Origin of the sequence: Thalassospira lucentensis MCCC 1A00383 = DSM 14000 (assembly GCF_000421265.1) — a bacterium.
GTDB lineage: Bacteria > Pseudomonadota > Alphaproteobacteria > Rhodospirillales > Thalassospiraceae > Thalassospira > Thalassospira lucentensis.
On record NZ_ATWN01000002.1, the window covers coordinates 389569 to 415344 of the forward strand.

The 25776-nt window shown below is 54.4% G+C and carries 26 protein-coding genes; 10 read left to right on the forward strand and 16 right to left on the reverse strand.

All coding sequences use genetic code 11. The features are described from left to right. Nucleotides 1–79: 79 nt before the first annotated feature. Nucleotides 80–955: a LysR family transcriptional regulator gene (locus K355_RS0105920; protein ID WP_022731196.1), complete on the forward strand. Its 876-nt coding sequence runs from the start codon at nucleotides 80–82 to the stop codon at nucleotides 953–955. Nucleotides 956–996: 41 nt separating this feature from the next. Here the strand turns inward: K355_RS0105920 and K355_RS23225 are convergent, their stop codons facing one another. From K355_RS23225 to K355_RS0105945, 5 genes are all read right to left on the reverse strand, one after another. Further along, nucleotides 997–2121, reverse strand: a complete 1125-nt coding sequence (locus tag K355_RS23225; protein WP_022731197.1) for a mannitol dehydrogenase family protein — start codon at nucleotides 2119–2121, stop codon at nucleotides 997–999. Nucleotide 2122: 1 nt separating this feature from the next. Continuing rightward, entirely contained in the window at nucleotides 2123–3130 is a 1008-nt protein-coding gene (locus K355_RS0105930; RefSeq protein ID WP_022731198.1) for a zinc-binding alcohol dehydrogenase family protein, read from the reverse strand. Nucleotides 3131–3181: 51 nt separating this feature from the next. Beyond that, entirely contained in the window at nucleotides 3182–3958 is a 777-nt protein-coding gene (locus K355_RS0105935) for an ATP-binding cassette domain-containing protein (RefSeq protein ID WP_022731199.1), read from the reverse strand. A 73-nt stretch (nucleotides 3959–4031) separates the two neighbouring features. Next, complete coding sequence (locus K355_RS0105940) at nucleotides 4032–4979, reverse strand: ABC transporter substrate-binding protein (RefSeq protein ID WP_028791373.1); 948 nt, start codon at nucleotides 4977–4979, stop codon at nucleotides 4032–4034. Between the two features lie 52 nt (nucleotides 4980–5031). Then, complete coding sequence (locus K355_RS0105945; RefSeq protein WP_022731201.1) at nucleotides 5032–6090, reverse strand: ABC transporter permease; 1059 nt, start codon at nucleotides 6088–6090, stop codon at nucleotides 5032–5034. Nucleotides 6091–6379: 289 nt separating this feature from the next. Between K355_RS0105945 and K355_RS0105950 the strand changes: the two genes are divergently transcribed. Continuing rightward, nucleotides 6380–7273 carry a GntR family transcriptional regulator gene (locus tag K355_RS0105950; protein ID WP_022731202.1) on the forward strand — a complete coding sequence of 298 codons (894 nt, stop codon included), beginning with the start codon at nucleotides 6380–6382 and terminating at the stop codon, nucleotides 7271–7273. A gap of 25 nt (nucleotides 7274–7298) precedes the next feature. Here K355_RS0105950 and K355_RS0105955 read toward each other — a convergent pair whose 3' ends face one another. The 4 genes from K355_RS0105955 to K355_RS0105970 form a co-directional block, all read right to left on the reverse strand. Further along, a complete protein-coding gene (locus K355_RS0105955) occupies nucleotides 7299–7928 on the reverse strand; it encodes a nucleoside triphosphate hydrolase (protein WP_028791375.1) in 630 nt (209 codons plus the stop codon). 51 nt (nucleotides 7929–7979) lie between these two features. Beyond that, nucleotides 7980–8768 carry an ATP-binding cassette domain-containing protein gene (locus tag K355_RS0105960; RefSeq protein WP_022731204.1) on the reverse strand — a complete coding sequence of 263 codons (789 nt, stop codon included), beginning with the start codon at nucleotides 8766–8768 and terminating at the stop codon, nucleotides 7980–7982. Then, nucleotides 8765–9847 carry an ABC transporter permease gene (locus tag K355_RS0105965; protein WP_022731205.1) on the reverse strand — a complete coding sequence of 361 codons (1083 nt, stop codon included), beginning with the start codon at nucleotides 9845–9847 and terminating at the stop codon, nucleotides 8765–8767. Before K355_RS0105965 ends, K355_RS0105960 begins: the two co-directional genes overlap by 4 nt. A 175-nt stretch (nucleotides 9848–10022) precedes the next feature. Beyond that, nucleotides 10023–11051, reverse strand: a complete 1029-nt coding sequence (locus K355_RS0105970; RefSeq protein ID WP_022731206.1) for a sugar ABC transporter substrate-binding protein — start codon at nucleotides 11049–11051, stop codon at nucleotides 10023–10025. A gap of 227 nt (nucleotides 11052–11278) precedes the next feature. Between K355_RS0105970 and K355_RS0105975 the strand changes: the two genes are divergently transcribed. Next, the gene (locus K355_RS0105975; RefSeq protein WP_022731207.1) at nucleotides 11279–12526 is read left to right on the forward strand and encodes an ROK family transcriptional regulator; all 1248 of its coding nucleotides are present in this window, start codon (nucleotides 11279–11281) and stop codon (nucleotides 12524–12526) included. Between the two features lie 12 nt (nucleotides 12527–12538). Here the strand turns inward: K355_RS0105975 and gloB are convergent, their stop codons facing one another. Continuing rightward, nucleotides 12539–13309 carry a hydroxyacylglutathione hydrolase gene (gene gloB, locus K355_RS0105980; protein WP_022731208.1) on the reverse strand — a complete coding sequence of 257 codons (771 nt, stop codon included), beginning with the start codon at nucleotides 13307–13309 and terminating at the stop codon, nucleotides 12539–12541. A 157-nt stretch (nucleotides 13310–13466) separates the two neighbouring features. Between gloB and K355_RS23230 the strand changes: the two genes are divergently transcribed. The 3 genes from K355_RS23230 (at nucleotide 13467) to K355_RS0105995 (ending at nucleotide 16028) form a co-directional block, all read left to right on the forward strand. After that, nucleotides 13467–14306, forward strand: a complete 840-nt coding sequence (locus K355_RS23230; protein ID WP_022731209.1) for a methyltransferase domain-containing protein — start codon at nucleotides 13467–13469, stop codon at nucleotides 14304–14306. A gap of 151 nt (nucleotides 14307–14457) precedes the next feature. Then, the gene (locus K355_RS0105990; protein WP_022731210.1) at nucleotides 14458–15294 is read left to right on the forward strand and encodes a substrate-binding periplasmic protein; all 837 of its coding nucleotides are present in this window, start codon (nucleotides 14458–14460) and stop codon (nucleotides 15292–15294) included. A gap of 149 nt (nucleotides 15295–15443) precedes the next feature. Next, nucleotides 15444–16028, forward strand: a complete 585-nt coding sequence (locus K355_RS0105995; RefSeq protein ID WP_022731211.1) for a hypothetical protein — start codon at nucleotides 15444–15446, stop codon at nucleotides 16026–16028. A gap of 214 nt (nucleotides 16029–16242) precedes the next feature. On the opposite strand, the gene K355_RS0106000 is transcribed toward K355_RS0105995, so the two are convergent. Genes K355_RS0106000 through petA form a run of 3 tightly spaced genes read right to left on the reverse strand, consistent with a single transcriptional unit; the run spans nucleotide 16243 to nucleotide 18843 of the window. Continuing rightward, entirely contained in the window at nucleotides 16243–17019 is a 777-nt protein-coding gene (locus K355_RS0106000) for a cytochrome c1 (protein ID WP_028791376.1), read from the reverse strand. Further along, nucleotides 17012–18283, reverse strand: a complete 1272-nt coding sequence (locus K355_RS0106005; RefSeq protein ID WP_081649465.1) for a cytochrome b — start codon at nucleotides 18281–18283, stop codon at nucleotides 17012–17014. Before K355_RS0106005 ends, K355_RS0106000 begins: the two co-directional genes overlap by 8 nt. Nucleotides 18284–18291: 8 nt before the next feature. Next, nucleotides 18292–18843, reverse strand: a complete 552-nt coding sequence (petA, locus tag K355_RS0106010; protein WP_022731212.1) for a ubiquinol-cytochrome c reductase iron-sulfur subunit — start codon at nucleotides 18841–18843, stop codon at nucleotides 18292–18294. 615 nt (nucleotides 18844–19458) lie between these two features. Here petA and K355_RS0106020 point away from each other — a divergent pair. Continuing rightward, entirely contained in the window at nucleotides 19459–19938 is a 480-nt protein-coding gene (locus K355_RS0106020; RefSeq protein WP_022731214.1) for a tRNA (cytidine(34)-2'-O)-methyltransferase, read from the forward strand. Nucleotides 19939–19955: 17 nt separating this feature from the next. Then, entirely contained in the window at nucleotides 19956–20867 is a 912-nt protein-coding gene (gene hemF / locus K355_RS0106025) for an oxygen-dependent coproporphyrinogen oxidase (RefSeq protein ID WP_022731215.1), read from the forward strand. Between the two features lie 35 nt (nucleotides 20868–20902). Here hemF and K355_RS0106030 read toward each other — a convergent pair whose 3' ends face one another. After that, complete coding sequence (locus tag K355_RS0106030; protein ID WP_022731216.1) at nucleotides 20903–21808, reverse strand: LysR family transcriptional regulator; 906 nt, start codon at nucleotides 21806–21808, stop codon at nucleotides 20903–20905. A 149-nt stretch (nucleotides 21809–21957) separates the two neighbouring features. Here K355_RS0106030 and K355_RS0106040 point away from each other — a divergent pair, with 149 nt between their 5' ends. Next, the gene (locus K355_RS0106040; protein WP_022731218.1) at nucleotides 21958–22575 is read left to right on the forward strand and encodes an FMN-dependent NADH-azoreductase; all 618 of its coding nucleotides are present in this window, start codon (nucleotides 21958–21960) and stop codon (nucleotides 22573–22575) included. Between the two features lie 281 nt (nucleotides 22576–22856). Here the strand turns inward: K355_RS0106040 and K355_RS24830 are convergent, their stop codons facing one another. After that, the gene (locus K355_RS24830; RefSeq protein ID WP_022731219.1) at nucleotides 22857–23777 is read right to left on the reverse strand and encodes an AraC family transcriptional regulator; all 921 of its coding nucleotides are present in this window, start codon (nucleotides 23775–23777) and stop codon (nucleotides 22857–22859) included. Nucleotides 23778–23889: 112 nt separating this feature from the next. On the opposite strand from K355_RS24830, the gene K355_RS0106050 reads away from it, so the two are divergent. Beyond that, nucleotides 23890–24714: an oxidoreductase gene (locus tag K355_RS0106050; protein ID WP_022731220.1), complete on the forward strand. Its 825-nt coding sequence runs from the start codon at nucleotides 23890–23892 to the stop codon at nucleotides 24712–24714. Between the two features lie 9 nt (nucleotides 24715–24723). On the opposite strand, the gene K355_RS0106055 is transcribed toward K355_RS0106050, so the two are convergent. Then, nucleotides 24724–25623, reverse strand: coding sequence for a choline sulfate utilization transcriptional regulator (locus tag K355_RS0106055; protein ID WP_022731221.1), 900 nt, complete (start codon nucleotides 25621–25623; stop codon nucleotides 24724–24726). Nucleotides 25624–25776: the final 153 nt, after the last annotated feature.

The window sequence follows — 25776 nt, forward strand, 5'->3', positions numbered from 1 at the left end:
ACCCTGCAAATTTGCATTATCCAGCGGCAATAATTCGGTTAGTATCTGCAAATTCGCAGATTAAGGAAAGCCACCCGCCATGTCGCTTGATTGGGAAGGACTGCGCACCTTTGCCCACGTCTGTCAGACCGGGAATATGACTGCCGCCGCCCGCGAATTGGGGGTTAATCAAACCACCATCGCGCGCCGCATTGCCCGGCTTGAAGAATGGCTGGGCTATCCGGTCCTGCACCGCGATGGGCGTCTGTTGCGCGCAACACCGCGTGCACGGTCCCTGCTTGAGACCGCCCAAACCATGCAAACAACCGTTTCAACCTTGCTTGAAAATCAACCTGCATCCGATAATGATCGCCATGCGGTGACGGGGATTGTGCGTGTCACCGGTGTTGATGCCATTTTGGAACATTGCGTCGCGCCGCATCTTGCATCCCTGCATCAAAAACATCCGGCGCTCGCACTTGAGCTGATCGGTGCCAACCGCAACCTCAGCCTACCGCAACGTGAAACAGACATTGCCATTCGCCTTGCGCGCCCGGAAACCGGCGCCTTTCATATTCGCCGTCTGGGCATGCTTGGCTCCGGGGTTTATTACAGCGGCAATCACCCGCCGGTTAATCCGTATGACGTGCCCTGGATCGATCTTGATGACTTCTTTGCCGATAAACCCGAACAGAAATGGCTGGCGGCAAACTTTCCCGACAGGACAACAATCGGTTATGCCAACCGGGGATCCATCATGGTGGCTATGATGCGCGGTCAGCCATGCTGTGCCGTGCTGCCGGTTTGTGTGGGCCAAGCCCATCAGGATTTAAAACGGCTGGAGGACTATCATCCTGATGGCCGCGAAGTCTGGCTTCTCACCCATCAGGACAAAAGGCACCTGCCACAGGTGCGTGTGGTTGCCGACTGGCTGGCGGATGTGCTGGTGGATGGGCGGGGCATCATCCGGTTGTGACAGCGATATCGGTCACTCGGATCCAAGCACGGCAATCTTGATCAGGTCTTTACGTGACGCATACAGGTTGTCATGCGGTTTCTCTCTCTGCTCGATACCAGGGGAACGGCCGCGCGCAATCGTTCAAAACCGCACTCTTTTTTCCAATCGATAAGGCCGCCGATCCGGCGTTCAACCTTTGCTGCATGATTTTGGGCAATATCGGCCAAACGATGGGCCAGAAACGGATTGCCAAACCGCTCAAGGCAGGTTTTCCAATAGTCATGTGCGGCGTCTTTGTCCGCCCCAAAGGCTGGAATAACTTCCGTCTCCATAATCTCTGATACCCAATCAAGAACGTGTTGATCGTTCAGAATTTCACGCACCGTTTCCGTTGCGGGCCGATTTTCCGCCTGCCATTTCTCCGCCAGCAACGTATGGGCAAGATTGAGAATGAACAATTTCTTGCGTTCAACCGCCGCAAGGTCGTCAACAATGACAAGGTCTGGGTGTCTGGCTGGCGGCACAAATCCCGACTGCTTTTCAATCGCCCACAATGCATAGGGTTCTGCAACAGCACCGATTGGCTCAATCGGTTCGGAAACAATGCGGTCGACAAGCGAATTCATCCACAAACATTCCGTTTTCAACCATTGCGAAAACAAGGTGCCCAAACCGTGATCAGTGGCAAGACCCACGACAATATCACGCAACACCGAACCGTTGCGCGACACCAACTCGCTTGGCAGAAGGGTCAGCGGACGGCCATGTTTACGAAACCGTTCGTGCAAAAGCAGCGTGAGCAACTCGGGATAGCACGTCCAGCCCGTCGGCGAGATGTCTGTCTCGGTGGGGAGCTCAAATCCCCGATCACCGGTGTTGCTAATGACATAGTCAGCCTCATCGATGAAAATACGCCGCAGTTCGGCATATTGTTCGCGTGCGGAAAGACCCCGCGTGACGGAGGACACATCAACACGTGTGTCGATCTGTTGCCCGCTGCTCAGACCGCGCAAAATAACCGGGAACGATGCGGTTTTATTGATCGCCTCAATGCGGTCCCGGCTGGCGGTTGAGCCGGTTGTTTCGACAACGGTGATGAGATGGTCGCTTCCTTGAAACACCATCAAATCTGCATGGGCCTGAAGGAAACGGCTGGTGCCAAACTGGATAACGGAAGTCTTCATATTACACCGAAATAATCGCTTTGATCATCGTGTCCCGATCATGCACCCAGTGCGTGATCTGCTCTGGAAACGCATCAATGGAACAGTCATGCGTGTTAAGGGCATCGGCATCAATCTCGCCACTTCTAAACGCGGTCAGAACGCGCTCAAAATCTTCTGACGTAGCATTTCGGCTGCCAATCAAACGCATTTCGCGCTTGTGAAACTCGGGGTCGGCAAAGGAAATGTTGCCATGAACAACACTGACCAACACAAAGCTGCCGCCATGCGCAACATATTGAAAACCGGCTTCCATTGCCTTTTGGTTGCCGGTGGCATCAAAGACGACGTCAAACCCGTCGCCTGAGGTCGCAGCAAGAACCTCTGTCGCCGGTTGGGCGGCATTATGCAGATGTTTAAAGCCAAACCGTTCTTTGGCCATATCAAGGCGCCCCTGACTGGAATCAAGCAGATGTACTTCTGCGCCACTGGCCTTGGCAAACAGCGCGGTACCAAGCCCGATAGGACCCACCCCAACCACCAAAACGCGGTCATCTTTATGGACTTCAGAACGGCGCACCGCATGGGCACCGATCGCCATGAACTCGACCATTGCGGCATGGCGCACAGGCAAATCACCGGCAGGATAAAGGTTTTCTGCCGGAACGCTGATCCGTTCGCACATGCCACCGTCACAATGCACGCCAAGCACCTTGATCTGATAGCAGCAATTTGGTTTGCCACGCTTGCAGGCATGACATGTGCCGCAGGACAAATAGGGGTTAATAATCACCACATCGCCCGCATTCAGGCCATTGGCCGTCTTGGCAACAACGCCGCCCAACTCATGTCCCATAACGCGCGGGTATTCCAGATAGGGGTGAAGACCTTCATAAATGTGAAAATCAGTGCCGCACACGCCGATATGCTTGATATCGACCAACACATCACCAGCTTGGGCCTCTTTGGGCATCTGGCGCATCTCAAGTTCCAGAACGCCAGGTTTTCGGCATACCAGTGATTTCATCATCTTTGATTTCCTGCTTTCGAAATTCGGATATTTATCTTTGGACGGCGTACGTTACGACGCGACAAGGTTCCGCGGTGACCAGTTGTCGGGCAATTTTCCAAGGATGATCAGATTGAGAAGGTCGTCCTTTGTCACTTCATCAATCGCATGCGTGCCGACATTCTGACCGTTTTTCATGACCATGACCCGATCACAAAGATCAAACACATCGTTTAGGTCATGACTGATTAAAAAGATGCCGATCCCCTGTTCGCGCAATTTCTCGATCAGTTCGGCAACCATTGCCGTCTCCGACGGGCCAAGGGCCGCGGTCGGTTCATCCATAATCACAACGCGGGCATTGAAATATATCGCGCGCGCAATGGCGATCACCTGACGCTGCCCACCTGACATATTCAGCACCGTGTCGGTAATGTTCTTGAAATTCGGATTAAGCTGCCGAAGGGCCTGTCGGGCTTCCATCTCCATGCGCTTGTCATCAAGTGTGCCAAACCGTGTCTTAAGCTCGCGCCCCAGAAACAGGTTTGCCGGCGCATCAAGGTGGTCTGCAAGGGCGAGCGATTGGTAGATCGTCTCAATCCCGCAGTGACGCGCCTCAATCGGGTTTGCAAGCGCCACTTCTTCCCCATTGACCATAATTGTGCCATCGGTGCGGTTCATGGCACCCGACAAAATTTTCATCAAACAGGATTTACCAGCACCGTTATGGCCCAGAACGCCAACAACCTCGCCCGGACGCAGTTCCACCGAAACATTCTCGACGGCGTGAATGCCGCCAAAACGCTTGCCAATATTTTTCATTTCAACAATTGGTGCGGGCGCTACCATTTTACTCACTCCCCGTGACTTCCAATCAAGACCGGAGGAGGGGTGTTCCCCCTCCGGCCTGTCTGCGCCGCGCTCAGTAAAGAACGTTTTGGGCTTCTGCACTGTCGATGTTTTCTTTGGTCACCATGACCAAACCGGTGTTGATGAATTTCTCAACCGTTTTGCCCTCGGCAACGTCGATGACCGCATTGACGCCAAGCTGCCCCATCTGGAACGAGCTTTGAACCGCAATGGCATCAAGTGTTCCGTCGCGGACAAAATCCTGAAGGTCTTTGTTGCCGTCAAAACCGATGGCAACAAGTTTGCCCGCTTTGCCTGACTGCACAATGGCGCGTGCCATGCCAATGGCGGTTGGTTCACTCGCACCATAAATGCCCTTAAGGTCGCCATTGGCGGACAGAACATCCGTGGTTTGGTTCAAAGCCAGTGCCATCTGCGATTGCGAATAGAACGGTCCGACAATTTCAATGTCGGAATTGGCTTTGATATATTCGATGAAACCGCCAACGCGGCCAATTTCCGAACCGACACCGGCAACGAATGACATTACCGCGACTTTTCCGGTTTTTCCGACCTTGTCGATCATCATCTGGGCGACAAGTTCACCGGCTTTGCGGTTGTCGGTGGCAAGGAAGGCCTGATAGTAGCTTTCCGCTGATTCCGACAGCAGGCTGTCGATAATCACCACCGGAATACCGTTCTCGTTTGCGGATTTCACAACAGGAACCAGTGCTTCTGTATCCGACGGTGCCAGCACAATGCCAGCGACGTTCCGGTTAATCGCGTTCTGAACAAGGTTGACCTGTTCGGCGATTGCTGTGTCTGATTCCGGGCCTTGGAACGTGATGTCATAGCCCTCGGCCTTGGCGACCGCACTGCTCGCCCCCTTATTGACGTTCTGCCAGAAATTGGAGTTGGTCGTTTTCACGATGACGGCAATTTCCTTGTCGGCGGCGGCGGCACCGGTCACAAGCGCGACAGATGCAACCATGCCAAGTATCCCTGATACGATCTTTCTCATAGGTTCCTCCGGTTGATATTGAATTATTATTGATTTTAACGGCTTAGGCAGATCACCGGCGGTTCCGCAGATGATCGATATAGACTGCGCCGATAATGACGCAGCCGATGATGATTTGCTGGATGAAGCTTGAAACGCCGTTCATATTCAGGCCGTTGCGCAAAATGCTGATCACAAATGCACCGATCATGGTGCCGGAAATGGTCCCAACACCCCCCATAAGGGATGTCCCGCCAATCACGGCTGCGGCAATGGCATCAAGTTCATACATAATGCCTTCGTTGGGTTGGGCTGTGACCAGACGCGACATCAAAACAATCCCGCAGATCCCGGCCATAAAACCCGATGTGGCATAGGCAAACATTTTGGTGGAATTGACATTCACCCCGGCCAGGCGCGACGCCTGTTCGTTGGACCCGACCGCATAGATGTGCCGACCAATCGCCAGACGGCGTAAGATAAATGCGACGATAATCGCCATGACAATCATGATCAAAACCGGATAGGGGATGCCGGGAAAGATAACTTTTGGCAGGCCATTGGCCCCAACCGAAAGTGTCCGGAACAACGACCCGTTGCCAAGGACGCCAAAGGCCTCGCCAAGCTGTGAAACAGGGGCGGCACCGGTCAATTGCAGGGCAAGGCCACGGGCGATTAACATCATGCCAAGGGTGGCGATAAACGGTGCAAGACGCAGTCTTGTGACAACAAAACCGTTAATGCAGCCGCACACCATGCCGGTCAGAACACCCATCGACATGGCCGCCCAGATCGGCCAGCCATCCTTGACCAAAAGTCCCGCAACCGTCCCGGAAAGTGCAAGAACCGACCCGACACTCAAATCAATCCCGCCGGTCAAAATAACGACGGTGACACCAATGCCAAGCAACGCAATGGAGGTTGTTTGAAGTGACACGGTCATGGCATTGCCGACACTAAAGAAGGCATCGCTTGTCACCGAAAAGACGACGATAAGCGCCATTAAGCTAAACACGGCCGCGAATTTCTGGACAACGTCCTTGCGCTCGTCGCCATTCATATGGCTCCAAAGACGTGCAAAACGCCCCTTGACCTCAGCATCCGAACAGGTGGAAATTCTTTCGCCACTCACAGCGATCTCCCTGAATTCTGAAGCTGTGGCAACGACTTTGAACTTTCAAGGAGGCCCCATGTCCTGCGACATGACTGCTGACCGCGATTACACGTCGCCAACGCCTACCGATATGTTCGACCATTACCTCCCCAAAGCTGCTTTGCGATGGGATCAGCTCACAATGTTTTTTATCATTAATGTACATTTTTCATAACACATCAAAACTGTCAAATGTTTTTTATTGATAAAAATCATTTGATCTCCTACTCACGAACAAAGACAATGCAAGACGATTGGAACCGCCAAAATGACCAAATCCAACACGCGCTTTAAGGAAGGCTTCAATCAGTGCCTTGATCTGATTGATGGTCAGGATGTTGGTACGGAGCTTCCGGGCGAAGTCAATATCGCGGAAATGCTCAACATCAGTCGCACGACGGTGCGCAACATTTTGTCATCACTAAATGATTTGGGGATTATCGACTGGCAGGGGCGTGTCAAAACGATCCTGCGTCACAGCAAAAAGGCGGAGCGTTTCTCGGACCGTGAAACCAGCCCGGTTTCAGAAAAAATCGAAGGCAAGTTTCTGGAGTGGATCCTTCAAGGTGACATCCCCCCCAATACGCAGCTTAACGAGCTCGAACTGGCACGGCAGTTCGATGTCGGCACATCGACGGTTCGGGAATTTTTGATCAGCTTCAGCCGGTTCGGCCTGATTGAGAAAAAGCTAAACCATCGTTGGGTGCTGCGCGGATTTACCAAGGAATATGCACTTGAACTTTCGTACGTTCGGGAAATGTTTGAATTGGACGCGGTGCGAAATTTTGTCGACTTCCCGGATGATCATCCTGCGTGGGAAAAACTCGACCGGCTGGAAGAAGAACATCGTAGCCTTCTAGATCATATTGAAACGCGGTTTTCGCGTTTTTCGGAGCTCGATGCCCGTTTTCATGCGACCTTGACAAGTGTATCGAAAAACCGATTTGTGACTGAGTTTCAAGATATTATCTCTCTGATCTTTCACTTCCATTATCAGTGGAACAAGAAGGATGAAAAAGAAAGAAACGAAGCCGCGATCCGCGAACATTTGACTTATATCGCCGCTCTGCGCAGCCGCGACGGGGCGCAAATCCAGACCGAAGCCGTCAAACATCTCAGCACGGCAAGGCAGACCTTGCTGCGCTCCCTGCTAGAGAACTAGATGTGATCTTTCAAGAGGTTGGCTATCACCCGGCTGTGACGCGGATATCAGAAGGACCGGTCATGGTCGCGACGATTTGTGCATTGGGAAGGTCATTGCCAAGCGCCTTTTCCAAGGCGTTCGCATCGTCAAAGCCAAACCCCCGCCAACGATCAATCAGCCGCGCGCGTAAAACCTCTTCGGCCACATCAAGATAAATCGAAAGATCAAACATGGGTGCCAACCGATCCCACGGCGCCTGACCCAGCAAAAGGTAATTGCCCTCCACCAGGATAATCTTGTGCCGCGGTGATATGCAGCGTGCTGATCCGCGTGACAATTCAAGGCCACGGTCAAACAACGGCACATAAACGTCTTGGTCAGTCTCGGTCTTAAGGGCTGCAAGAATGCGCTGTAATCCGCCAACATCAAACGTGTTGGGTGCCCCTTTGCGGTTTAAAAGACCACGCTGTTTAAGGATGGCATCGTCAAAATGAAATCCATCCATCGGCACGACAGCAGCACCGGCTTCGTCACCCCCCAGATGGTGACAAAGCCGGTCGGACAAGGTTGACTTGCCCGATGCTGGCGCCCCGGCGATTGCCACAAGGATGCGACAATCGTCCGATTGGGTGGCCATGATACGTGCAGCCAATGCATCAAGGTCAGGTGTCATGAATGCAAGGCTACCTGTCTTCTGGGGTTTGACCATGGCGGTGCATGTTCGTTACGCCGCATCATCCATGCCCGGCGCTTCCTTGGCCCCGGTCATAAAGGCAACCGCATCCGACATGCTGTAATCATCCGGGTTGATGGTGCAAAGACGTTTGCCAAGACGATGCACATGAATGCGGTCTGCAACCTCAAACACATGCGGCATATTGTGCGAAATCAGCACAATTGGCATGCCGCGTGATTTGACATCGGCAATCAGGTCAAGCACACGGCGGCTTTCCTTAACCCCAAGGGCAGCGGTCGGCTCATCCATGATCACCACGCGTGATCCGAACGCTGCCGCACGGGCAACCGCAACCCCCTGGCGCTGCCCACCCGAAAGCGTCTCAACCGCCTGATTGATGTTCTGAATGGTCATCAAGCCAAGATCAGACAGCTTTTTACGGGCAAGACGTTGCATTTCGGCATGATCAAGGGCGCCGAAATATTTGCCCATGAACCCTTTGCGCCGAAGCTCACGGCCCATGAACATATTATCGGCAATCGACAGGGCCGGGGACAGCGCAAGGTTTTGATACACCGTCTCGATCCCGGCTTCGCGGGCTTCCATCGGGGATGTAAATCCGATGGGTTTGCCATCAAGTTCAATGGTGCCTTCATCAACGGAAATCGCACCCGATAACGCTTTGATCAGGGATGATTTTCCCGCGCCATTGTCCCCGATTACGGCCAGAACCTCGCCGGGGTAAAGGTCGAAATCCGCATGATCAAGGGCCGTTACCCGGCCATAGCGTTTGACGATGCCACGCGCCTTGAGAACAGGTTTTTGATCGTTGCTCATGCTGACACCTTTCTGATCCACTGGTCGATTGCAACGGCAATGATGGTCAGCCAGCCAATGGCAAACACCTGCCACAGCACATCAACCCCCGCCAGTCGCAAACCTGAATTAAACACGCCAACAATCAACGCCCCGATCAACGGGCCAATGATTGATCCGCGTCCGCCAAACAGCGATATGCCGCCAATGACAACTGCGGTGATCGATTGCAGGTTGGCTTCCTGAAAACTTTGCGGCGACACAGAGCCGACCCGCCCGATGGAGGCCCATGCGGCGATGCCACACACAAGTCCGGCAAGCCCATAGACCATGATCAAGGTGCGGTTGGTGCGAATTCCCGAAAGTTCCGCGGCTTCCTTGTCATCGCCAATGGCGTAAACATGGCGGCCCCAACTGGTGTGATTAAGGATGTACCAAAGCACCCCGAAAACCACGAGCATCAGGATCGAGCCATAGGTGATTCGTGCCCCGCCAAATGCGATGCTTTCACCAAAGAATTTCAAAAGCGGTGCGATTTCATCCAAGGTCTGGCTGCGGATCGATTGTGCACCCGAAAGCCACAGGTTGAGCGCAAAAAAGATGTTCCAGGTGCCAAGGGTCACAATAAACGGCGGCAGCTTGATGCGCGTGACCAGAAACCCGTTCATGGCCCCGGCGGCAATGCCGCCGACACAACCGATTGCAATCGCAAGCGGGGCCGGAACACCCAGCGTGATGGCAAGCTGGCCCATGATCACGGACATCAGAACCATGATCGCACCAACCGACAGATCAATACCGGCCGTCAGGATCACAAGGCTCTGGGCGGCGGCAAGAATACCGATCACCGATACCTGCTGCATGATCAGCGACAGGTTGAACGGCGAAAAGAACTTGGCGCCGGCAACAAACCCGAAAATGACAATTGAAAAGACCAGAACAATAATCGGCACCATGGTCGGATTGCCGTGCAGGAAGTGCTGAACGGAATCAAACAGGTTGCGTTGCTTATGTTCGAATTGCGCGACAGAGCTGTCGCTGGACTCAAGCGTTTGCTCGAAATCCTGTTTCTGGCGTGACGTTTGAGCGTGATCGCTCATCGCTTCCTCCCGACTTGGTTGTGAACGGGTTCAGGATCAAAATACCTGAAAAGTTCAACAGACATCTGCCTGGCTCTATTGGCCGGTTCAGTTGTAGATGCCATGCCAAGTGTAACCTGATGTGGGACAAGGAGGGCGGATTTATCGCCGCCCTCCTTCGAATTGGGCCGGGTACTTAACCCCAGCAGCGATTCATGCCTTCTTCGACATCGATTGACGGTACGCCATCAGCAGCCTGATCGGTCACAAGGTTTACCCCGGTGTCATAGAAGTTCAAACCTTCGGTGTTGGCCGGTTTTTTGCCGGTGTCGGCCCATGCCTTGATGGCTTCCATACCTTTGTAAGCCATGTCGAGCGGATATTGCTGCGACGTTGCACCAATCACACCATCACGCACGTTCAGAACGCCGGGGCAACCGCCATCGACCGAAACGATCAGCACATCTTTTTCCATGCCAAACGCCTTAAGGGCTTCATATGCACCCGCAGCAGCCGGTTCATTGATGGTGTAAACCACGTTGATTTCCGGATCCTGCTGCATCAGGTTTTCCATCGCTTCGCGACCACCTTCTTCGTTGCCGTTGGTGACATCATGACCAACGATGCGGTCGTCATCCTCGTCCCCAATCTTGTTGGGGTCCTTGATGTCGATCCCGAATCCTTTCATGAAGCCTTGATCGCGCAGAACATCCACCGACGGTGCGCTTGGTGTCAGGTCAAGCATGGCAATCTTCGCATCGGCGGCCTTGTCGCCAAGTTTGGCAGCGGCCCACTGACCGATCAACTCACCGGCCTTGAAGTTATCGGTGGCGAATGTCGCATCAGCCGCACCAATCGGTTCAAGCGGCGTATCAAGTGCGATGACAATCAAACCGGCATCCTGTGCTTTCTTAACGACAGACACAATCGACTTGGTATCGGATGCGGTCAGAAGGATGCCTTTGGCACCCGACGCGATGCAGGACTCAATTGCCTGCACCTGTGTTTCGTGGTCGCCATCAACCTTACCGGCATAGGTCGACAAATCAATGCCAAGGGCGACTGACGCAGCGGTTGCGCCTTCCTTCATCTTGACAAAGAACGGGTTGATGTCGGTTTTGGTGATCAGGCACGCACCGATCTCATCTGCCTTTGCCATGTTTGGTGCCGCAGAAAGACCAAGTGCAAGCGCACCAAGGGTTGCGCCAAGAAGTGCTTTTTTCATGTGTTTCCTCCCAGGATTTTACCTGAATTGTCGACTGATGAGGCCGACGTTGGTTGTTCTTCAACAGGTCGTAGCGCGCATTGTTTGAGTGGGCCTTCAACCTGTTCGGACTACAGGACACACCAATTGCGCGAAGCTGTCAATTAATAAATCCGATTGATTTATTAATTAATCCTGTCACTCTTTTACTCAATGAGGCATGAAAAGCCTCGAGTGGGAGGAACTCTATGACTGCGTCACTATCGACCAATCCTGATCCGACAGGGACGGAAGATCAGGCTGCACGTCCGCTGCATCCGGGCGGCGGGGCAAATCAGTTGCGCGTGCGCGCCTATAATGAACGGCTGGTGCTGTCGTTGGTGCGTCGGAACGCCGGATTGTCCAAGGCCGAAATCGCCCGGCTTTCGGGTCTGTCGGCCCAGACCGTATCGGTCATCATGCGCGGCCTTGAAAAAGACGGCCTTCTGATGCGTGGCGAGCCTGTGCGTGGCAAGGTCGGCAAACCCAAAGTCCCGATGGCGCTTAATCCTGACGGGGTTTATTCCTTTGGTCTTAAGATCGGGCGGCGCAGTGCGGAACTGATCCTGCTTGATTTTGTCGGCACCGTGCGTGGATCGCTCAAAGAAGCCTACAAATACCCCACACCCGATAGCATTCGCCAATTTGTCCGCGACTCGGTTGGCAAAATCACCGCGACCCTGAGTGCCCCCCAACAGGCCCGGATCGCTGGTATTGGCATTGCCGCACCCTTTGAACTCTGGAACTGGGGCGAAGAAGTCGGCGCCCCGATTGAGGACTTAAATGCCTGGCGCGAAGTCGATTTGATCGACACCATCGGCGCCATCGTCCCGTTCCCCGTGTTTCAGCAAAATGATGCCACGGCGGCCTGCGGGGCCGAACTGGTGTTTGGTCTTGGCCCGAACTATACCGATTTCGCCTATTTCTTCATTGGCTCGTTCATTGGCGGCGGCGTTGTGCTCAATCAGGCACTTTATACCGGCCGCACGGGCAATGCCGGGGCCTTTGGCTCCATGCCGGTTTCGTCACGCAGCGGCCACGCCAGCCAGCTGATTGATCAGGCATCTATCTTTGTGCTCGAAGAAATGCTGACCCGCGATGGCCGTGATCCGGCGATGCTGTGGCGCGATCCGGCGTACTGGGCGGAACTCGGCAAGACGCTTGATATCTGGATCAGCCATACCGCGCGCAGCCTTGCCCTTGCCATCACCTCGGTCTGCTCGGTGATTGATTTCGAAGCCGTGATTGTCGATGGCGGTTTTCCGCCCGATGTCTGTGCACGCATTGTCGCGGCAACCCGGGCTGCGATCTCCGACCTTGATCTTCAGGGCATCGCCCGCCCGCACATCGAACAGGGGCAGGTCGGCAGTGCCGCGCGCGCCATCGGGGCGGCAAGTCTGCCGTTGTTTTCGCGCTATCTGCTTGATCAGAATGTGCTGTTCAAACAGATGCAATAACCAAAGAACGTTCTAGAAATTGTCTTTGCGCTTGCGGATTTCGGTAAAGATTTCCGTTGGGCTGGCATTCTCCATGCCCAGTGCCCTGGCAACATCCGGGTGATCTGCGCGCAGGAACGGATTGGTCGCAAGCTCAACATCAATCCGCGATGGAACGGTCGGGATATTGCGTGCGCGCAATCCGTCAATATCCTGACAGCGCGCGGCAAGGATCGCGTTATCGGGCTCAATCGTTTTGGCAAATTTGGCATTGGATTGGGTGTATTCATGCCCGCAGTAAACCTGCGTGCTGTTGGGCAGATTGCGGAACTTTTGCAATGACTGCCACATCTGTTCGGGCGTTCCTTCAAACAACCGCCCGCAGCCCAGCGCAAACAGGCTATCGCCCGAAAACAGGGCAGTAATCGCCGGGAAGTAAAACGCGATATGCCCGGATGTATGGCCCGGCACGTCAAACACCCGACCTTCAAGCTCCCCGATTAAAACCTGATCGCCCTCGGCAACCATTTCATCCATGTTCGGGATGCGGGCTTTTTCCGCCGTTGGGCCGAGAAGCTTCGCACCGTATTTCTCCATCAATTCCGCATTGCCGCCAATATGGTCGTGGTGGTGGTGCGTGTTGATCACCAGATCAAGTTGCCAGTCGCGGTCTTGAAGTTCCTTGATCACAGGGGCTGCTTCGCCCGGATCAATGATCGCGGTCATTTCGCTGCGGTGGCAGCGCACGAGATAGGTGTAATTGTCTGAAAGACACGGAATAACGATAACTTCGCCCGCAGCCATAAGGGGACCTCGACCTGATGATGATGTGATGTGCTCCACAGTATCAGCATCAACTGTCTTGAAACAATCACCCAACGATCAAACTTTCTGACATTCTATGAACAGGGTCGTTTCAAAGCTGTTTCCGTGAGGACCGATAGGGTGCTAAAGTCCAGCCATGCGTCAGGATGTCGTTGATCTTCACCGTTTTTATGCCAGCACTCTCGGGCAGGCCGCCCGGCGTCTGATCCGCAGGCGTCTGCGCCTGATGTGGTCGGATGTGCGTGGATTGCGCGTGCTTGGCTTTGGCTATCCGACACCCTATTTGCGCCCGTTCATTGGCGAGGCCGAACGCGTCATGGCCTTCATGCCCGCCCAGCAGGGCTGTGTGCATTGGCCCGCGGGCGAAGACAACCATGTTGCCCTGACCGAAGAAACCATGTTGCCACTGCCCGACAGTTCGGTGGATCGTATTTTGGTGGTGCATCTGGTCGAACATACCGATTCCATGCGTCGCCTGATGCGCGAATGCTGGCGGGTTTTAACCCCCAATGGCCGGATTATTGTGGTGACACCCAACCGAAGCTCGCTCTGGAGTTGGTCGGAAAGCACCCCGTTTGGCTTTGGGCATCCGCACAGTGTGACGCAATTGCAAAACCTGATGCGCGAAAACATGTTCCTGCCGGTTCAGCACAGCCGCGCCCTTTTCATCCCCCCGACCCGGCGGCGCTTTTTGCTGCGCTGGTCGCAGGCGTTTGAAAACATCGGATCGCGACTGTTCAAGGCCTTCGCCGGGGTTTCCATCGTCGAAGCCGGGAAACAGTTGTACGCCAGCACCGGCACCCCGGCCCGTAAACGCCGTCTGGTCCATATTCCCGTCACCGTGCCGCCACTGCGCCCGGCTGACGGCAATCGACAGCATTTTGACGACACCGCGTCACAGTGCGACGATCTGCATCATGCCCAAGACGCGGCGGACAACGCCCAAACCAGAAAATCCTGCCAAACTGGGAAATAGCCAGCCCGGGAAGTAGCCGGATCGGGAAATAGAGCCTGTGAAATCGAGATGCCGCCACCATATGTGAAGCATATGGTTACAGTGTCGCATTTGACAGCCCGCGCAGTTTGAGTGACATAATGTGTATGATCTCTCACAAGAATTACCGAGCATGAAGCCCAACCGCATCCGGAAGCATCCCGCCAAAGCTACCGCCGCAGCCTTGGCCTCATGGGTGTTGGTTCAGTCCATCTCAGTACCGTCCATCGCGGTTGCGCAGGATGTCATTCCCGTTGTCTTGCACGGCGAAGACAACAATAAACCCTATGCCTTCCTCGATGCTGATGGCGCGCCTGCGGGCATTTATGTCCGCATCCTGCAGGCGGCTGTGGACAAGATGCCGCAATATGATCTTCGGTTTGAAAATGTGCCGTTTAAACGCGGCATGGATCTTTTGCAATCGGGGCAGATCATGGCGTTCTTTCCCCCGTATTTGCGCGATGACCGAAACTGGGTCGAACGCTATTCCGTCCCGATCCTGAGCGAAACCGTGGTGGCGATTTGCAGCAAGGACTACGTGCTAAGCCACGACTTGCGGGTCTTCCCGGACGATTTCACGGGCGCGCGCTTTGCCAACAATGCCGGGTACCGGCTGGCGGGTGAGGACTTCTTTGACATGGTGGCGGCGGGCGAGATCACGCTTGAAGAAGCCAACACCACCGAAAGCAACCTGCGCTTTCTGATGGCTGGACGCGTTGATTGCTATGTCAATGAACGCATGGCCATTCTGGCGGGCCTGCGCGAACTGGCCGTGGATAAGGAACAGTCGCGCAACATTGATGAAACCGCCATCATCGGGCAGGAATTTGGCTATGTCGCCTTTGGCTACGATCCGGATGGGGCCTGGCCATACCGCGATCAGTTTGCCGATGATCTTGATGATGTCCTGCGCCAAATGCGGGACACTGGCGAAATTGATCAGCTGGTTGTCGATTACTTTACGTATTGAATGGCCGTGATGATGGCATACCGCGCGGCAAGTACCCAGATGAAATACCCAGTCTACCGACTGATATCGGACGTGGCCTCCTAATCTCTATCTGCAATTGGTACGGATATTGCTGATTGAGCCTGCAATCTTAAGGATAGGAGGTGCGGGTGACGGAATATGCATTGCAGAACGGTGTGCCGATATCGCTGGCCGATATGCCGCGTGTTCAGGGCGGACAATACGATAAAATGGCAGAGGAAATGCTACAGCGAGAACGCGATTTTCTCCGCCGTAAACTTGAATATGACAGCGAAGCCCAACTGGCTTGGCAAAATGCACAACCAATACATACAGCTTTCCGGTTGAATGGTGAATTGGTTGGCACGATCGGTGTGAATACTGGGTTTACCGGCACAAAAATTTCCGATGGCGGTGCATTCCAGCGCGCGGTGGCCTTTGCCGAACAGACCGGACTGAGCGGTGCGGCCTTTGCCGACTATGCCAGCGAGAAGGTCTCCCAAGCTCTTAAAGAACGCTATGGCGCAATTATCGAGGTTGAGGTCTTTGACCCGGCAAACCGTCCGACATCTGGCGAAATGCATGCCGAAATGTTTGGTGCGCCATCAGCACCAGCAGAACCCGCCGGGCCGGATGAAAACGAACTGGCCTGGATGAAAGTCTTTGCCCAACTTTACGCACAAAAGTTTGGCCAAGACCCGTTTGCCGGGCTGGAAGTTCCGTTTGAAACCTGATGATGGTTAGGCGGGATATTTCTTCCTACACCTTGGTACGGCTTCAAAAGGGTGGGAAGAAACTTCAGCCTGACCAAAGGTCGGGGAGGTGGATCTGAATCTGGATGGTAACTTTAAACGTAAATGTTGTGAGTCTTACCGACCCGGCAGATACAAAAAACAGGCCACCGAAATTCGGTGGCCTGTTTCGTTTGTCAGTCTGAGGGATACGAACTTAATGTTCGATATCGCGCCAGATTTTACGTTTCACCGCATAGAGCATCGCGGTCAGAACGATCAGGAACAGGATGACCTTGATGCCCAGTGCTTTGCGGGCTTCAAGTTCAGGCTGCGCCGTCCAGTTCAGGAAGGCCGAAATGTCACGTGCATGCTGTTCCACGGTCGCAGGCGTTCCATCGGTGTACTCGACCGCTTCGTCATAAAGCGGCGGTGCCATGGAAATCTGATGACCCGGGAAGTAGTGGTTGTAGTGTTTCCCATCAGCAAGGTCAAAGCCCTCAGGGGCTTCTTCCTCATAGCCGGTCAGAAGGCCGAAGACGTAATCGGGGCCACCAACGCGGGCTTTGTTCATAAGGGAAAGATCGGGCGGAATGGCCCCACCGTTCGAAGCCGCCGCAGCTTTTTCGTTCGGGAAGGGCGACGGGAAGTAGTCAGACGGCTTGCCCGGACGGGTGAACATGTCACCATCATCGTTCGGGCCGTCTTCAACATCATATTCCGCCGCAATCGCCTTGATCTGATCTTCGTTAAATCCAATGCCGTCCAGATTACGGAACGCAATGAAACGAAGACTGTGGCAACTGGCACAAACGGCTTTATAGACCTGGAAACCGCGCTGAAGCTGCGCACGGTCGTAGGTTCCAAAAATCCCGTCCCAGCTCCAATCCTGTGCTGCCGGAACCGGGGCGTCTCCGGCTGCCTTGGCTGTGCCACCGGTGAATGCAGTTACCGCGAAGGCGGCTGCAATTGCGGTCAGTGCGAACTTACGCATTTGCACCCTCCTTCAAAACAGATTCGCTAATGCTAGCCGGAAGCGGTTTGGGTCGTTCCATCTTTCCAACCAATGGCATGACCACAAGGAAATGCGCAAAGTAGTAAAGCGTGGAAAGCTGGCCCATCACGATGACCTTAAGTCCCGGTACACCCATGAAGTAGTCATCTGGTGCCTTCGCTCCGCAATAGCCGAGGATGAAGGTATCAACGACAAACAGCCAGAAGAACCACTTGTAAACCGGACGGAATTTCGAGCTGCGTACCTTGGAGGTATCAAGCCACGGAATAACGAACAGGATGACAATCGATGCAAACATCGCCAGCACACCCAGAAGCTTTGCCGGAATGCCAAAGATGGTGAAATCGATTGACCGCAGGATCGCATAGAACGGCAGGAAGTACCATTCCGGCACGATGTGCGGAGGTGTGACCAGCGGGTTGGCCGGGATATAGTTATCCGGGTGGCCAAGATAATCAGGTGCAAAGAACACAAACCCGCAGAAGAAGATCAGGAACACGCCCATACCGAACAGATCCTTGATCGTATAGTACGGGTGGAACGGAATGCTGTCCTGAGGGGTTTTGATCTCAACGCCGGTCGGGTTGTTCGACCGCACGCTATGCAATGCCCAGACATGCAGGACAACAAGGCCCAGAATGATAAACGGCATCAGATAATGCAGCGAGAAGAACCGGTTCAGCGTCGGATTATCGACCGAGAACCCACCCCACAGCCAGGTCACCAGCGGATCGCCGATGATCGGGAAGGCGGAGAACAGGTTGGTAATAACCGTCGCACCCCAGAAGGACATCTGGCCCCACGGCAGGACATAGCCCATAAACGCGGTTGCCATCATTGCCAGCAGGATCAGGATACCAATCCACCACAGCATTTCACGCGGCGCTTTGTATGACCCGTAATACAGGCCACGGAACATATGAAGGAAGACAACGATGAAGAACATCGATGCGCCATTCATATGAATATAGCGGATCAGCCAGCCGTAATTGACATCACGCATGATGCGTTCGACTGATTCAAACGCCATGCTCGTATGCGGCGTATAATTCATCACCAAGAAAATCCCCGAAAGGATCATGGTGACCAGAACAAACCCGGCCAAAGAACCGAAGTTCCACATATAGGACAGGTTTTTCGGGGTCGGATATTCGTATGCGGAGTGGTGCAGCATGGAGATCACCGGAAGTCGGTCATCAACCCATTTCACCACTTTGTTATTCCATTGAGGTGCGCTCATCATACAGCTCCTTAGCCGATCCGGACGGATGTGTCGGTGAGGAAGGTGTAGGTCGGCACCTCAAGATTCTTCGGCGCAGGACCACGGCGGATACGGCCCGACGTATCATAGTGCGAGCCATGGCACGGACAGTACCAACCATCATAATCGCCACGGGCTTCCCCGGTGGCGGTGCCCATCGGGATACAGCCCAGATGGGTGCACACGCCGACAACGATCAGCCATTCCTTCTTTTCGACACGCGCGTCATCACTTTGCGGATCGACAAGTTCATTTAATGCGACCTCGTTGGCCTCATTGATTTCACGTTCTGTACGATGGCGGATAAAGACAGGCTTGCCTCGCCACATTACTTTAACGGCCTGACCAACCGGGATGTTGGACAGGTTGACCTCAACAGAAGCCAGCGCGAGAACGTCCTTGGACGGATTCATGCTGTCCACGAATGGCAACAACGCACAACCAGCGCCAACAACGCCGACTGCGGTGGTCGCCAAGGTCAGGAAATCCCTGCGGTTCTCGTCCGGCTGATGCTCGCCGGATGAATGCACCGATTGCGACATAATGTCTTCCTCTTTCTGCCCCCAAAACAGGCATGCGGAATGCCCAAAGCCAGACTTAGGGCATAGATGGTTAATTTCCCTTGATGAAAATCAAACAATCCAGCCGCCAAAAGCCTTTAGGCCTGTTTCGAGCTTCGTATACTAACAAAAAACAGGTTTGTTAAGGAGAACTTGGAGTTGCAAATTGTTTGCATTCGATAAGATCATCTGGTTTTGCACTGCACAAATACGTAAAACCTAGCGTATTTGCGCGATTATCCGCCCTTTTCAACCAAGACGATGCGGTCTTACCTTTTCTTATTCCAAATAAGTCTAATGCGGGTTTCTGTCGGTAATTTTATAACTTTGAAGACCCATAGGCTCTTCGCATCGCGGCGATTCTGACCACGTCATCAAAACGATGTGACAAGACGATTGCGCCAAAGGCGATAAACGGGCGCAAGAACGGCACCAACGCGGTGCGACACCGGGCTGATATCGGGTAAATAAAATCGGAAAATTGTCGATTTAAGTTGGCCAAGGACGGCCCGGTGTGGATAAAACAGTTCCGAACTTTGAAACAAGCTGACGCGCGCGACACCGTTGTCGGTTCACAAGGACCCTCAAAGAACGCCCATGAGAATCTGTCTGTTTGAACCCGATATTCCGCAAAACACCGGCACCATCCTGCGCATGGCGGCGTGCTTTGGGCTGCCGGTCGATATTATCGAGCCCTGTGGATTTTTGCTGACCTCGGCGGCATTGAAACGTGCGGGCATGGATTATATCGACAAGGCGGACTATATACGCCACGCCGATTGGCGCGATTTCGTCGCCGCACGCGAAAATGGTACGGTGCCGGGACGGTTGGTTCTGCTGACCACAAAGGGCGCTGAACCCTATTGCGATTTTGACTTTCGCCCCGATGATGTTCTGATGCTGGGCTCGGAAAGCAAAGGGGTGCCAGACCAAGTGCATGACTATGTCGATGCGCGCGTGGTGATCCCGATGCAGCCCGAAATGCGATCCCTTAATGTGGCAATGGCAACGGCAATGACCCTGGGCGAGGCGCTCAGACAGACGAATGGCTTTCCTTCAAGCCAACCAAGTGAATGAACGGAATGAGTAACGCAATGACGGACGCAAAAACTGCTGCAAAAAAGGCGATGAAGGCCAATGCCGATCACACGGCTGACGAAGCCCTCATCGCGCAGCGCAAACAAACCGCCCAAAACTGGTTCCGTCAATTGCGCGACGATATCTGTGCCGCGTTTGAGGCCCTTGAAGACAGCTACACCGGCCCGCTGTCGGATCGTCCCGCCGGTCGTTTTGATCGCACCGTCTGGGAACGTGGTCCGGGGGAAGGCGGCGGTGAAATGTCGGTGATGAAGGGCCGGGTGTTTGAAAAGGTCGGGGTCAATATCTCGGCCGTGCACGGCGAATTTTCCGAAAAGTTCCGCGCTGAAATCCCCGGTGCCGCCGAAAACCCCAATTTCTGGGCGGCGGGCATTTCACTGGTCGCACACCCATGCTCCCCACATGTCCCGGCGGTGCATATGAACACCCGCCATATCGTCACCACCAAGGCATGGTTTGGCGGCGGGGCGGATTTAACTCCGGTCTTCCCCGATGATGCCGACACCAATGATTTCCACGGCGCGTTCAAGGCCGCCTGCGATGCCCATGGGGATGATTATTACGACCGCTTTAAAAAGTGGTGCGATGAATATTTCTGGCTCCCCCACCGTAATGAGGCGCGCGGGGTCGGCGGGATTTTCTATGATTATCTTGATGCCGATTGGGATGCGGATTTTGCCTTTACCAAGGACGTCGGCATCGCGTTTCGCGACATTTATCCCGAACTGGTCAAACGCCATTACAATAAACTCTGGACCGATGATGACCGCCGCGCACAACTGATCAAGCGCGGCCGCTATGTCGAATTTAACCTGCTCCATGATCGCGGCACACGCTTTGGCCTGATGACCGGCGGCAACACCGAAGCCATCCTGATGTCCCTCCCGCCTGAGGCCAACTGGCCATAGGATAACGTCGCAGGGTAATTGCGGTGCAAAAACTCTTATCCCTGCGACAAAAGCCGCTGTTTTATATCTTCAAGCAGCCATTGCCCGGCGGGTCCGGGGGGCTTTCCCGACAAATGTGCGGCATAAATTGTCAGCATCTCTTCGGGGTCTGACAATCCGTCTGCCAGATCAAGCTGCACAAGCTTTTGTGCGCCAAGCGCCTCGGACACAAGGTGTTCTGGCATACGGCACCAGCCAAATCCCGCCAGCAAAAAATCCATACGCCGTCCCAGATCGACAAAGCGCCACGGTGCCGCCCCCGTGACGCCATAGCTTGCACCATCGCGGTCCACCGGATCAGACAGAACCAGTTGAATATGCGGCTCAAGATCGCCGTGTGTGATCGTCCGCCCCAGCATTGCAAGCGGATGGGGCGGCGCGACAACCGGTATCAGTCTGGTTTTGAACAAGGAGGTCGCAATGACATCTTCCGGGACAGATGGCAGTAACAGGCATATCGCAAGCGAAACATCGCCGCTGCGCAATCGGCGTAAGGCACCGCCAAGCCCTTCGGTCGAAAAACTGATCGGCAGATTGGGGTGACGCAGGTGCAAATCACGCAGGCTGTCGATCAGAGGGGCGGATGGCACCAGCGGATCAATCGCCAGTCCAAGCTCCGGCTCAAGTCCGGCGCGTGTCCCTGCGGCAACCGCTTCGAAACGGGCAGCACTTGCCAGAACAGCCCTTGCTTCTGCCACCAGAACGCGTCCGACCTCGGTTAATGCCGGACGATGACCACTGCGGTCAAAAAGAATCACGCCCTGCATATCTTCAAGCGTTGCGACCGATTGACTGATGGCCGATTGCGCCCGGCTCAATTTCCGACCGGCGGCCGAAAAACTGCCAGTATCTGCAATGCAGATCAGGACCCGTAATTGATCAAGGCTAAGATTTCCAATCATGATGTATCACCAAAACAGATGGATATTATCGTTGTTATATCACTTTTCATGAAGTTTTGGGCGATCTATCTTGCCATCAACCAGATGCCGCGGCCGCTGCGCGAACGCGGTGTCGAGGGTCTGAACCCCCATTACTACAGGAAAATCCAATGCCGCAACTTCTTGTCATCGAAGCCAGCCCGCGGGGGGCTTCGTCCGTTTCACGCACCATGATGCAAAACTTTATTGCCAACTGGAAAGCCGCACATCCCAAAGGCGAGGTCACGGTGCGCGATCTGGTCGAAACGTCTATTCCGCACATTTCCATGCCGTGGCTTGCGGCATATTTCACCCCGCCCGCATCTCAGACGCCCGAAATGAAAGCAACGCTAAAGCTGTCTGATGAACTGGTCGCAGAGCTGTTGGCAGCAGATGAAATCGTAATTTCGACACCGGTTTATAACTACAACATCCCGTCCAACCTTAAAGCCTGGGTCGATCACATCGTGCGCAAGGGCATTACGCTTGGTTTCGATGGTACGGGCCTTGTCACCGGGGTGAAAGCATCCCTGATTGTCGCATCTGGTGGTGCCTACGGCGAAGGTTCTCCGATTGCCGATCGCAATATTGCCCCGCAATACATGAAACTGCTGCTCGGTGTTATCGGGATTACCGATGTGACCGTCATCCATGGCGAAGTCGCAAAGAATGTGGATATGGGTGAAATCTCGATGGAGGATTTCGTTGCCACCCACGCTGCGAAACTCAAGGCTGCTGCCGCCGCCTGATACCGCCAAAACCAACTGTCCGTAACGCGACATCTCATCGTCATTCCCGCGAAGGCGGGAATCTCGACCCACACGTGCCATCCGTTTCGTTGGTGCTCACGTCCCATTAATCCACCAGTCCAGCAATGTGGACGTTGTCTTGCTCGCCGTCGGGCTGGGCACCAGCCAGTATCCGCGATCCTTGCGCGTGACCTCGGGGCCGACGTGACAAGGCCGTCTTGATGTAATTGATGGACACTCCCGCCAGAAGCCAATTGGCCTTATGCTACCTCTATGGGCTGCTACTGCTGTTCCGGGGGTAATTCGCCAAGATGCTGTTTCATCCAGGTCACTTCCTCGGACGCGGTTTTGCCAAAATGTCGTTTGAACTCTCGGCTAAATTGCGATGCGCTGACATAGCCGACCCGATTGGCCACTTCGGCAATCGTCTGTCCATGACGGGCCAGCAACAGCCTGGCCTCATGCAGGCGCATGGATTTGATATACTGGATCGGACTGCTGCCCAGAAGCTTGCGGAAATGCGCATGATAGGACGGCACACTCATCCCGGCCTGTTGCGCCAAATCCGCAATCGATAGCGGATGGGTAAAGTGGGTACGCAGATACCCAAGACTGCGCAGAATGTTGCCTGCCGTCCCACGTTGGGCAAGGGCCGTCATCATTTTGGGGCCCTGCGGCCCGGTCAGAATACGAAAATACAATTCCCGCAACAGCCCATCGCCCAAAACAGCGGTTTCAACCGGGCTTTGCAACATGCTCAAAAACCGGTGCAAAATATCTTGGATGGTTTTATCAATCGGCGTTGAAATCAGGCTTTCGGCCGCCGGGATGGTTGTCGGCACCTTGCCATATCCCTCAAGCATATCGATCAGTTCGGCCACCAGCCGCATGTCAAAATCCAAATAGATCGCAAGCAACGGCTGTTCCGGGCTGGCATCTGATTCCATGCGAAACGGCACCGGCACTGAAACCGCCAAATAATGCGCTTCGTCATACACAAAGACATCACCATCCAGCACACCGCGCTTGCTGCCCTGACAGACAAAAACCACACCCGGCTGATAGAGCACCGGCACATTATGCAGCACGCTTTCACTGCGCAGCACACGCACCCCCGGAAGGGCTTGGTAATTATACCCCTGCTTGGGCGCAAGCTGTGCGGCAAGCCGGGCAAGCTCGGCGGGCTGATATGCGGTCATCATATGCTTTCATAGGATTGGGCAAGAATGGCAGCGTAAGTGGCGTAGATATGGGTCCGTTTTAAGAATATTTGACAGTGTGTCGCCCAATCATGTCAAGGAATGGATTACATCTATGACCAAACGATTTTTTATCACCGGCGCGAATTCCGGTTTCGGATTTGCCATTGCCAAAGCCGCCCTTGAAGCAGGCCATGCCGTGATCGGCACGGTCCGATCAGATGGCGCACAGGTACACCTGACATCTGAACTGCCCGATATCGACGTGGTGCGCATGGATGTCACCGATTTCGATGCCATCCCTGAAACGGTCGCCAAGGCTGAGGCCGATTTTGGACCGGTCGATGTGCTGATCAACAATGCCGGCTATGGCCATGAAGGCGTGCTTGAAGAATCCCCGATGGACGAGCTGCGCCATCAGTTTGAGGTCAATGTGTTTGGCGCAACCGCGGTGGCCAAGGCCTTTTTGCCGCGCTTTCGCGAACGGCGTGCGGGCTTTATTGTCAATATCACCTCGATGGGTGGTATGATCACCATGCCCGGCATTGCTTATTACTGCGGCAGTAAATTCGCCCTACAGGGCATTTCCGAAGTCATGCGCGCCGAAATGGCACCGTTTGGTGTGCATGTGACGGCTGTTTGCCCCGGTTCTTTCAGAACTGATTGGGCCGGGCGCTCCATGGTGCGCACCGATCGGTCGATTGCTGATTATGACGCCTTGTTTGAACCGATCCGCCAAGCCCGTCTGGAAAAAAGCGGCAAACAACTCGGCGATCCGGCAAAGCTGGCCGCTGCGGTGCTCACCTTGATCAACGATCAAAACCCGCCAGCCCAATTGTTGCTGGGCAGTGATGCCTATCAACTGGTGTCAGATAAGCTCAGCCGCATGCAGGGTGACATTGAACAATTGAAATCCCTAACGGTATCCACAGACGGCTAGGGCGCTCAATCACGTCTCATTCATCAACCAATCAAGCAAAACCGATGTTGTTGGGCTGGCGGTGGGATTGGCGGTGGTACTGGGCACCAACCAGTATCCCCGGTCATTGCGGGTGACGTCGGGGCCAACCGCAACAAGGCTGCCTTGATCAAGATGAGGATCAACCAAGCCTCGCCAGCCCAGCGCCACCCCCTGTTCGGCCAAGGCGGCCTGTATCACAAAGCCATAGGTATTCAGGCCAAGGTCGCCTTGGGCCGGGGGGCGTGTCACCCCATGGGCCGCAAGCCACGTCGCCCAGGTCAGCCAGCGCGATTTTCCGGTGGTTTCAAGATGCAACAACGGGGCGGCGGCAAAGTCCGCCGGGCTGTCAAACGGGCCAAACCGTTCGAGAAATCCCGGCGTGCAGACCGGCACCACACATTCGGGGATCAAAAGGCGTGCGGTGTCGGGGAAATCTTCGCGCGCGCCAAACAGCATCGCGGCATCCGTGTCGCGCTCCAGCGCATCTTCAAGTCCCTGTGACGCCACAATATGGACCTCCGCTTCCGGATGCAGGCGGCGGAAATCGGTCACGCGCGGCATCAACCAGAATGCGGCAAATCCGAAATCGGTAAAGATGCGCACCGCGGGCACCTTTGACGTGCGGCGCGTATCGCGTGCGGCCTTATCAATGCTTTCCACACTCGACTGTACCGCCTGAAACAAAATCTCGCCCGCATCGGTCAGCCGGCTTCCGCCTTGTGACCGGCGCAGCAATGATACGCCCAGTTGTTCCTCAACCCGCTTGATCTGATAGGTGACAGCAGGCTGGGTCAGGCCAAGTTCATGGGCCGCGCGCGTCAAGCTGCCCAGCCGTCCGGCCGCCTCGAAAATGCGCAACCATCCAATATCAAGCGGGCGTTGTGACATAAAAATTCTTTATGTGAGTGATTAAAAATCAGCGGGTTTCATCACGCAATGATTTGTGGATTTAATGATCGTTCCGCATTCAACGTCAAGAGCATTCCGCATGAGGCTCATTTGGGTCCCCCGGCAATGCTTGAAAAATGCGCGCTTTCCATC

Bases quoted from the DNA above. Each gene is read 5' to 3' on its own strand.
- K355_RS0105920 (WP_022731196.1), top strand. From the start codon at position 80: ATGTCGCTTGATTGGGAAGGACTGCGCACCTTTGCCCACGTCTGTCAG.
- K355_RS23225 (WP_022731197.1), bottom strand. From the start codon at position 2,121: ATGAAGACTTCCGTTATCCAGTTTGGCACCAGCCGTTTCCTTCAGGCC.
- K355_RS0105930 (WP_022731198.1), bottom strand. From the start codon at position 3,130: ATGATGAAATCACTGGTATGCCGAAAACCTGGCGTTCTGGAACTTGAG.
- K355_RS0105935 (WP_022731199.1), bottom strand. From the start codon at position 3,958: ATGGTAGCGCCCGCACCAATTGTTGAAATGAAAAATATTGGCAAGCGT.
- K355_RS0105940 (WP_028791373.1), bottom strand. From the start codon at position 4,979: ATGAGAAAGATCGTATCAGGGATACTTGGCATGGTTGCATCTGTCGCG.
- K355_RS0105950 (WP_022731202.1), top strand. From the start codon at position 6,380: ATGACCAAATCCAACACGCGCTTTAAGGAAGGCTTCAATCAGTGCCTT.
- K355_RS0105955 (WP_028791375.1), bottom strand. From the start codon at position 7,928: ATGACACCTGACCTTGATGCATTGGCTGCACGTATCATGGCCACCCAA.
- K355_RS0105960 (WP_022731204.1), bottom strand. From the start codon at position 8,768: ATGAGCAACGATCAAAAACCTGTTCTCAAGGCGCGTGGCATCGTCAAA.
- K355_RS0105965 (WP_022731205.1), bottom strand. From the start codon at position 9,847: ATGAGCGATCACGCTCAAACGTCACGCCAGAAACAGGATTTCGAGCAA.
- K355_RS0105970 (WP_022731206.1), bottom strand. From the start codon at position 11,051: ATGAAAAAAGCACTTCTTGGCGCAACCCTTGGTGCGCTTGCACTTGGT.
- K355_RS0105975 (WP_022731207.1), top strand. From the start codon at position 11,279: ATGACTGCGTCACTATCGACCAATCCTGATCCGACAGGGACGGAAGAT.
- gloB (WP_022731208.1), bottom strand. From the start codon at position 13,309: ATGGCTGCGGGCGAAGTTATCGTTATTCCGTGTCTTTCAGACAATTAC.
- K355_RS23230 (WP_022731209.1), top strand. From the start codon at position 13,467: ATGCGTCAGGATGTCGTTGATCTTCACCGTTTTTATGCCAGCACTCTC.
- K355_RS0105990 (WP_022731210.1), top strand. From the start codon at position 14,458: ATGAAGCCCAACCGCATCCGGAAGCATCCCGCCAAAGCTACCGCCGCA.
- K355_RS0106000 (WP_028791376.1), bottom strand. From the start codon at position 17,019: ATGCGTAAGTTCGCACTGACCGCAATTGCAGCCGCCTTCGCGGTAACT.
- K355_RS0106005 (WP_081649465.1), bottom strand. From the start codon at position 18,283: ATGATGAGCGCACCTCAATGGAATAACAAAGTGGTGAAATGGGTTGAT.
- petA (WP_022731212.1), bottom strand. From the start codon at position 18,843: ATGTCGCAATCGGTGCATTCATCCGGCGAGCATCAGCCGGACGAGAAC.
- K355_RS0106020 (WP_022731214.1), top strand. From the start codon at position 19,459: ATGAGAATCTGTCTGTTTGAACCCGATATTCCGCAAAACACCGGCACC.
- hemF (WP_022731215.1), top strand. From the start codon at position 19,956: ATGACGGACGCAAAAACTGCTGCAAAAAAGGCGATGAAGGCCAATGCC.
- K355_RS0106030 (WP_022731216.1), bottom strand. From the start codon at position 21,808: ATGATTGGAAATCTTAGCCTTGATCAATTACGGGTCCTGATCTGCATT.
- K355_RS0106040 (WP_022731218.1), top strand. From the start codon at position 21,958: ATGCCGCAACTTCTTGTCATCGAAGCCAGCCCGCGGGGGGCTTCGTCC.
- K355_RS24830 (WP_022731219.1), bottom strand. From the start codon at position 23,777: ATGATGACCGCATATCAGCCCGCCGAGCTTGCCCGGCTTGCCGCACAG.
- K355_RS0106050 (WP_022731220.1), top strand. From the start codon at position 23,890: ATGACCAAACGATTTTTTATCACCGGCGCGAATTCCGGTTTCGGATTT.
- K355_RS0106055 (WP_022731221.1), bottom strand. From the start codon at position 25,623: ATGTCACAACGCCCGCTTGATATTGGATGGTTGCGCATTTTCGAGGCG.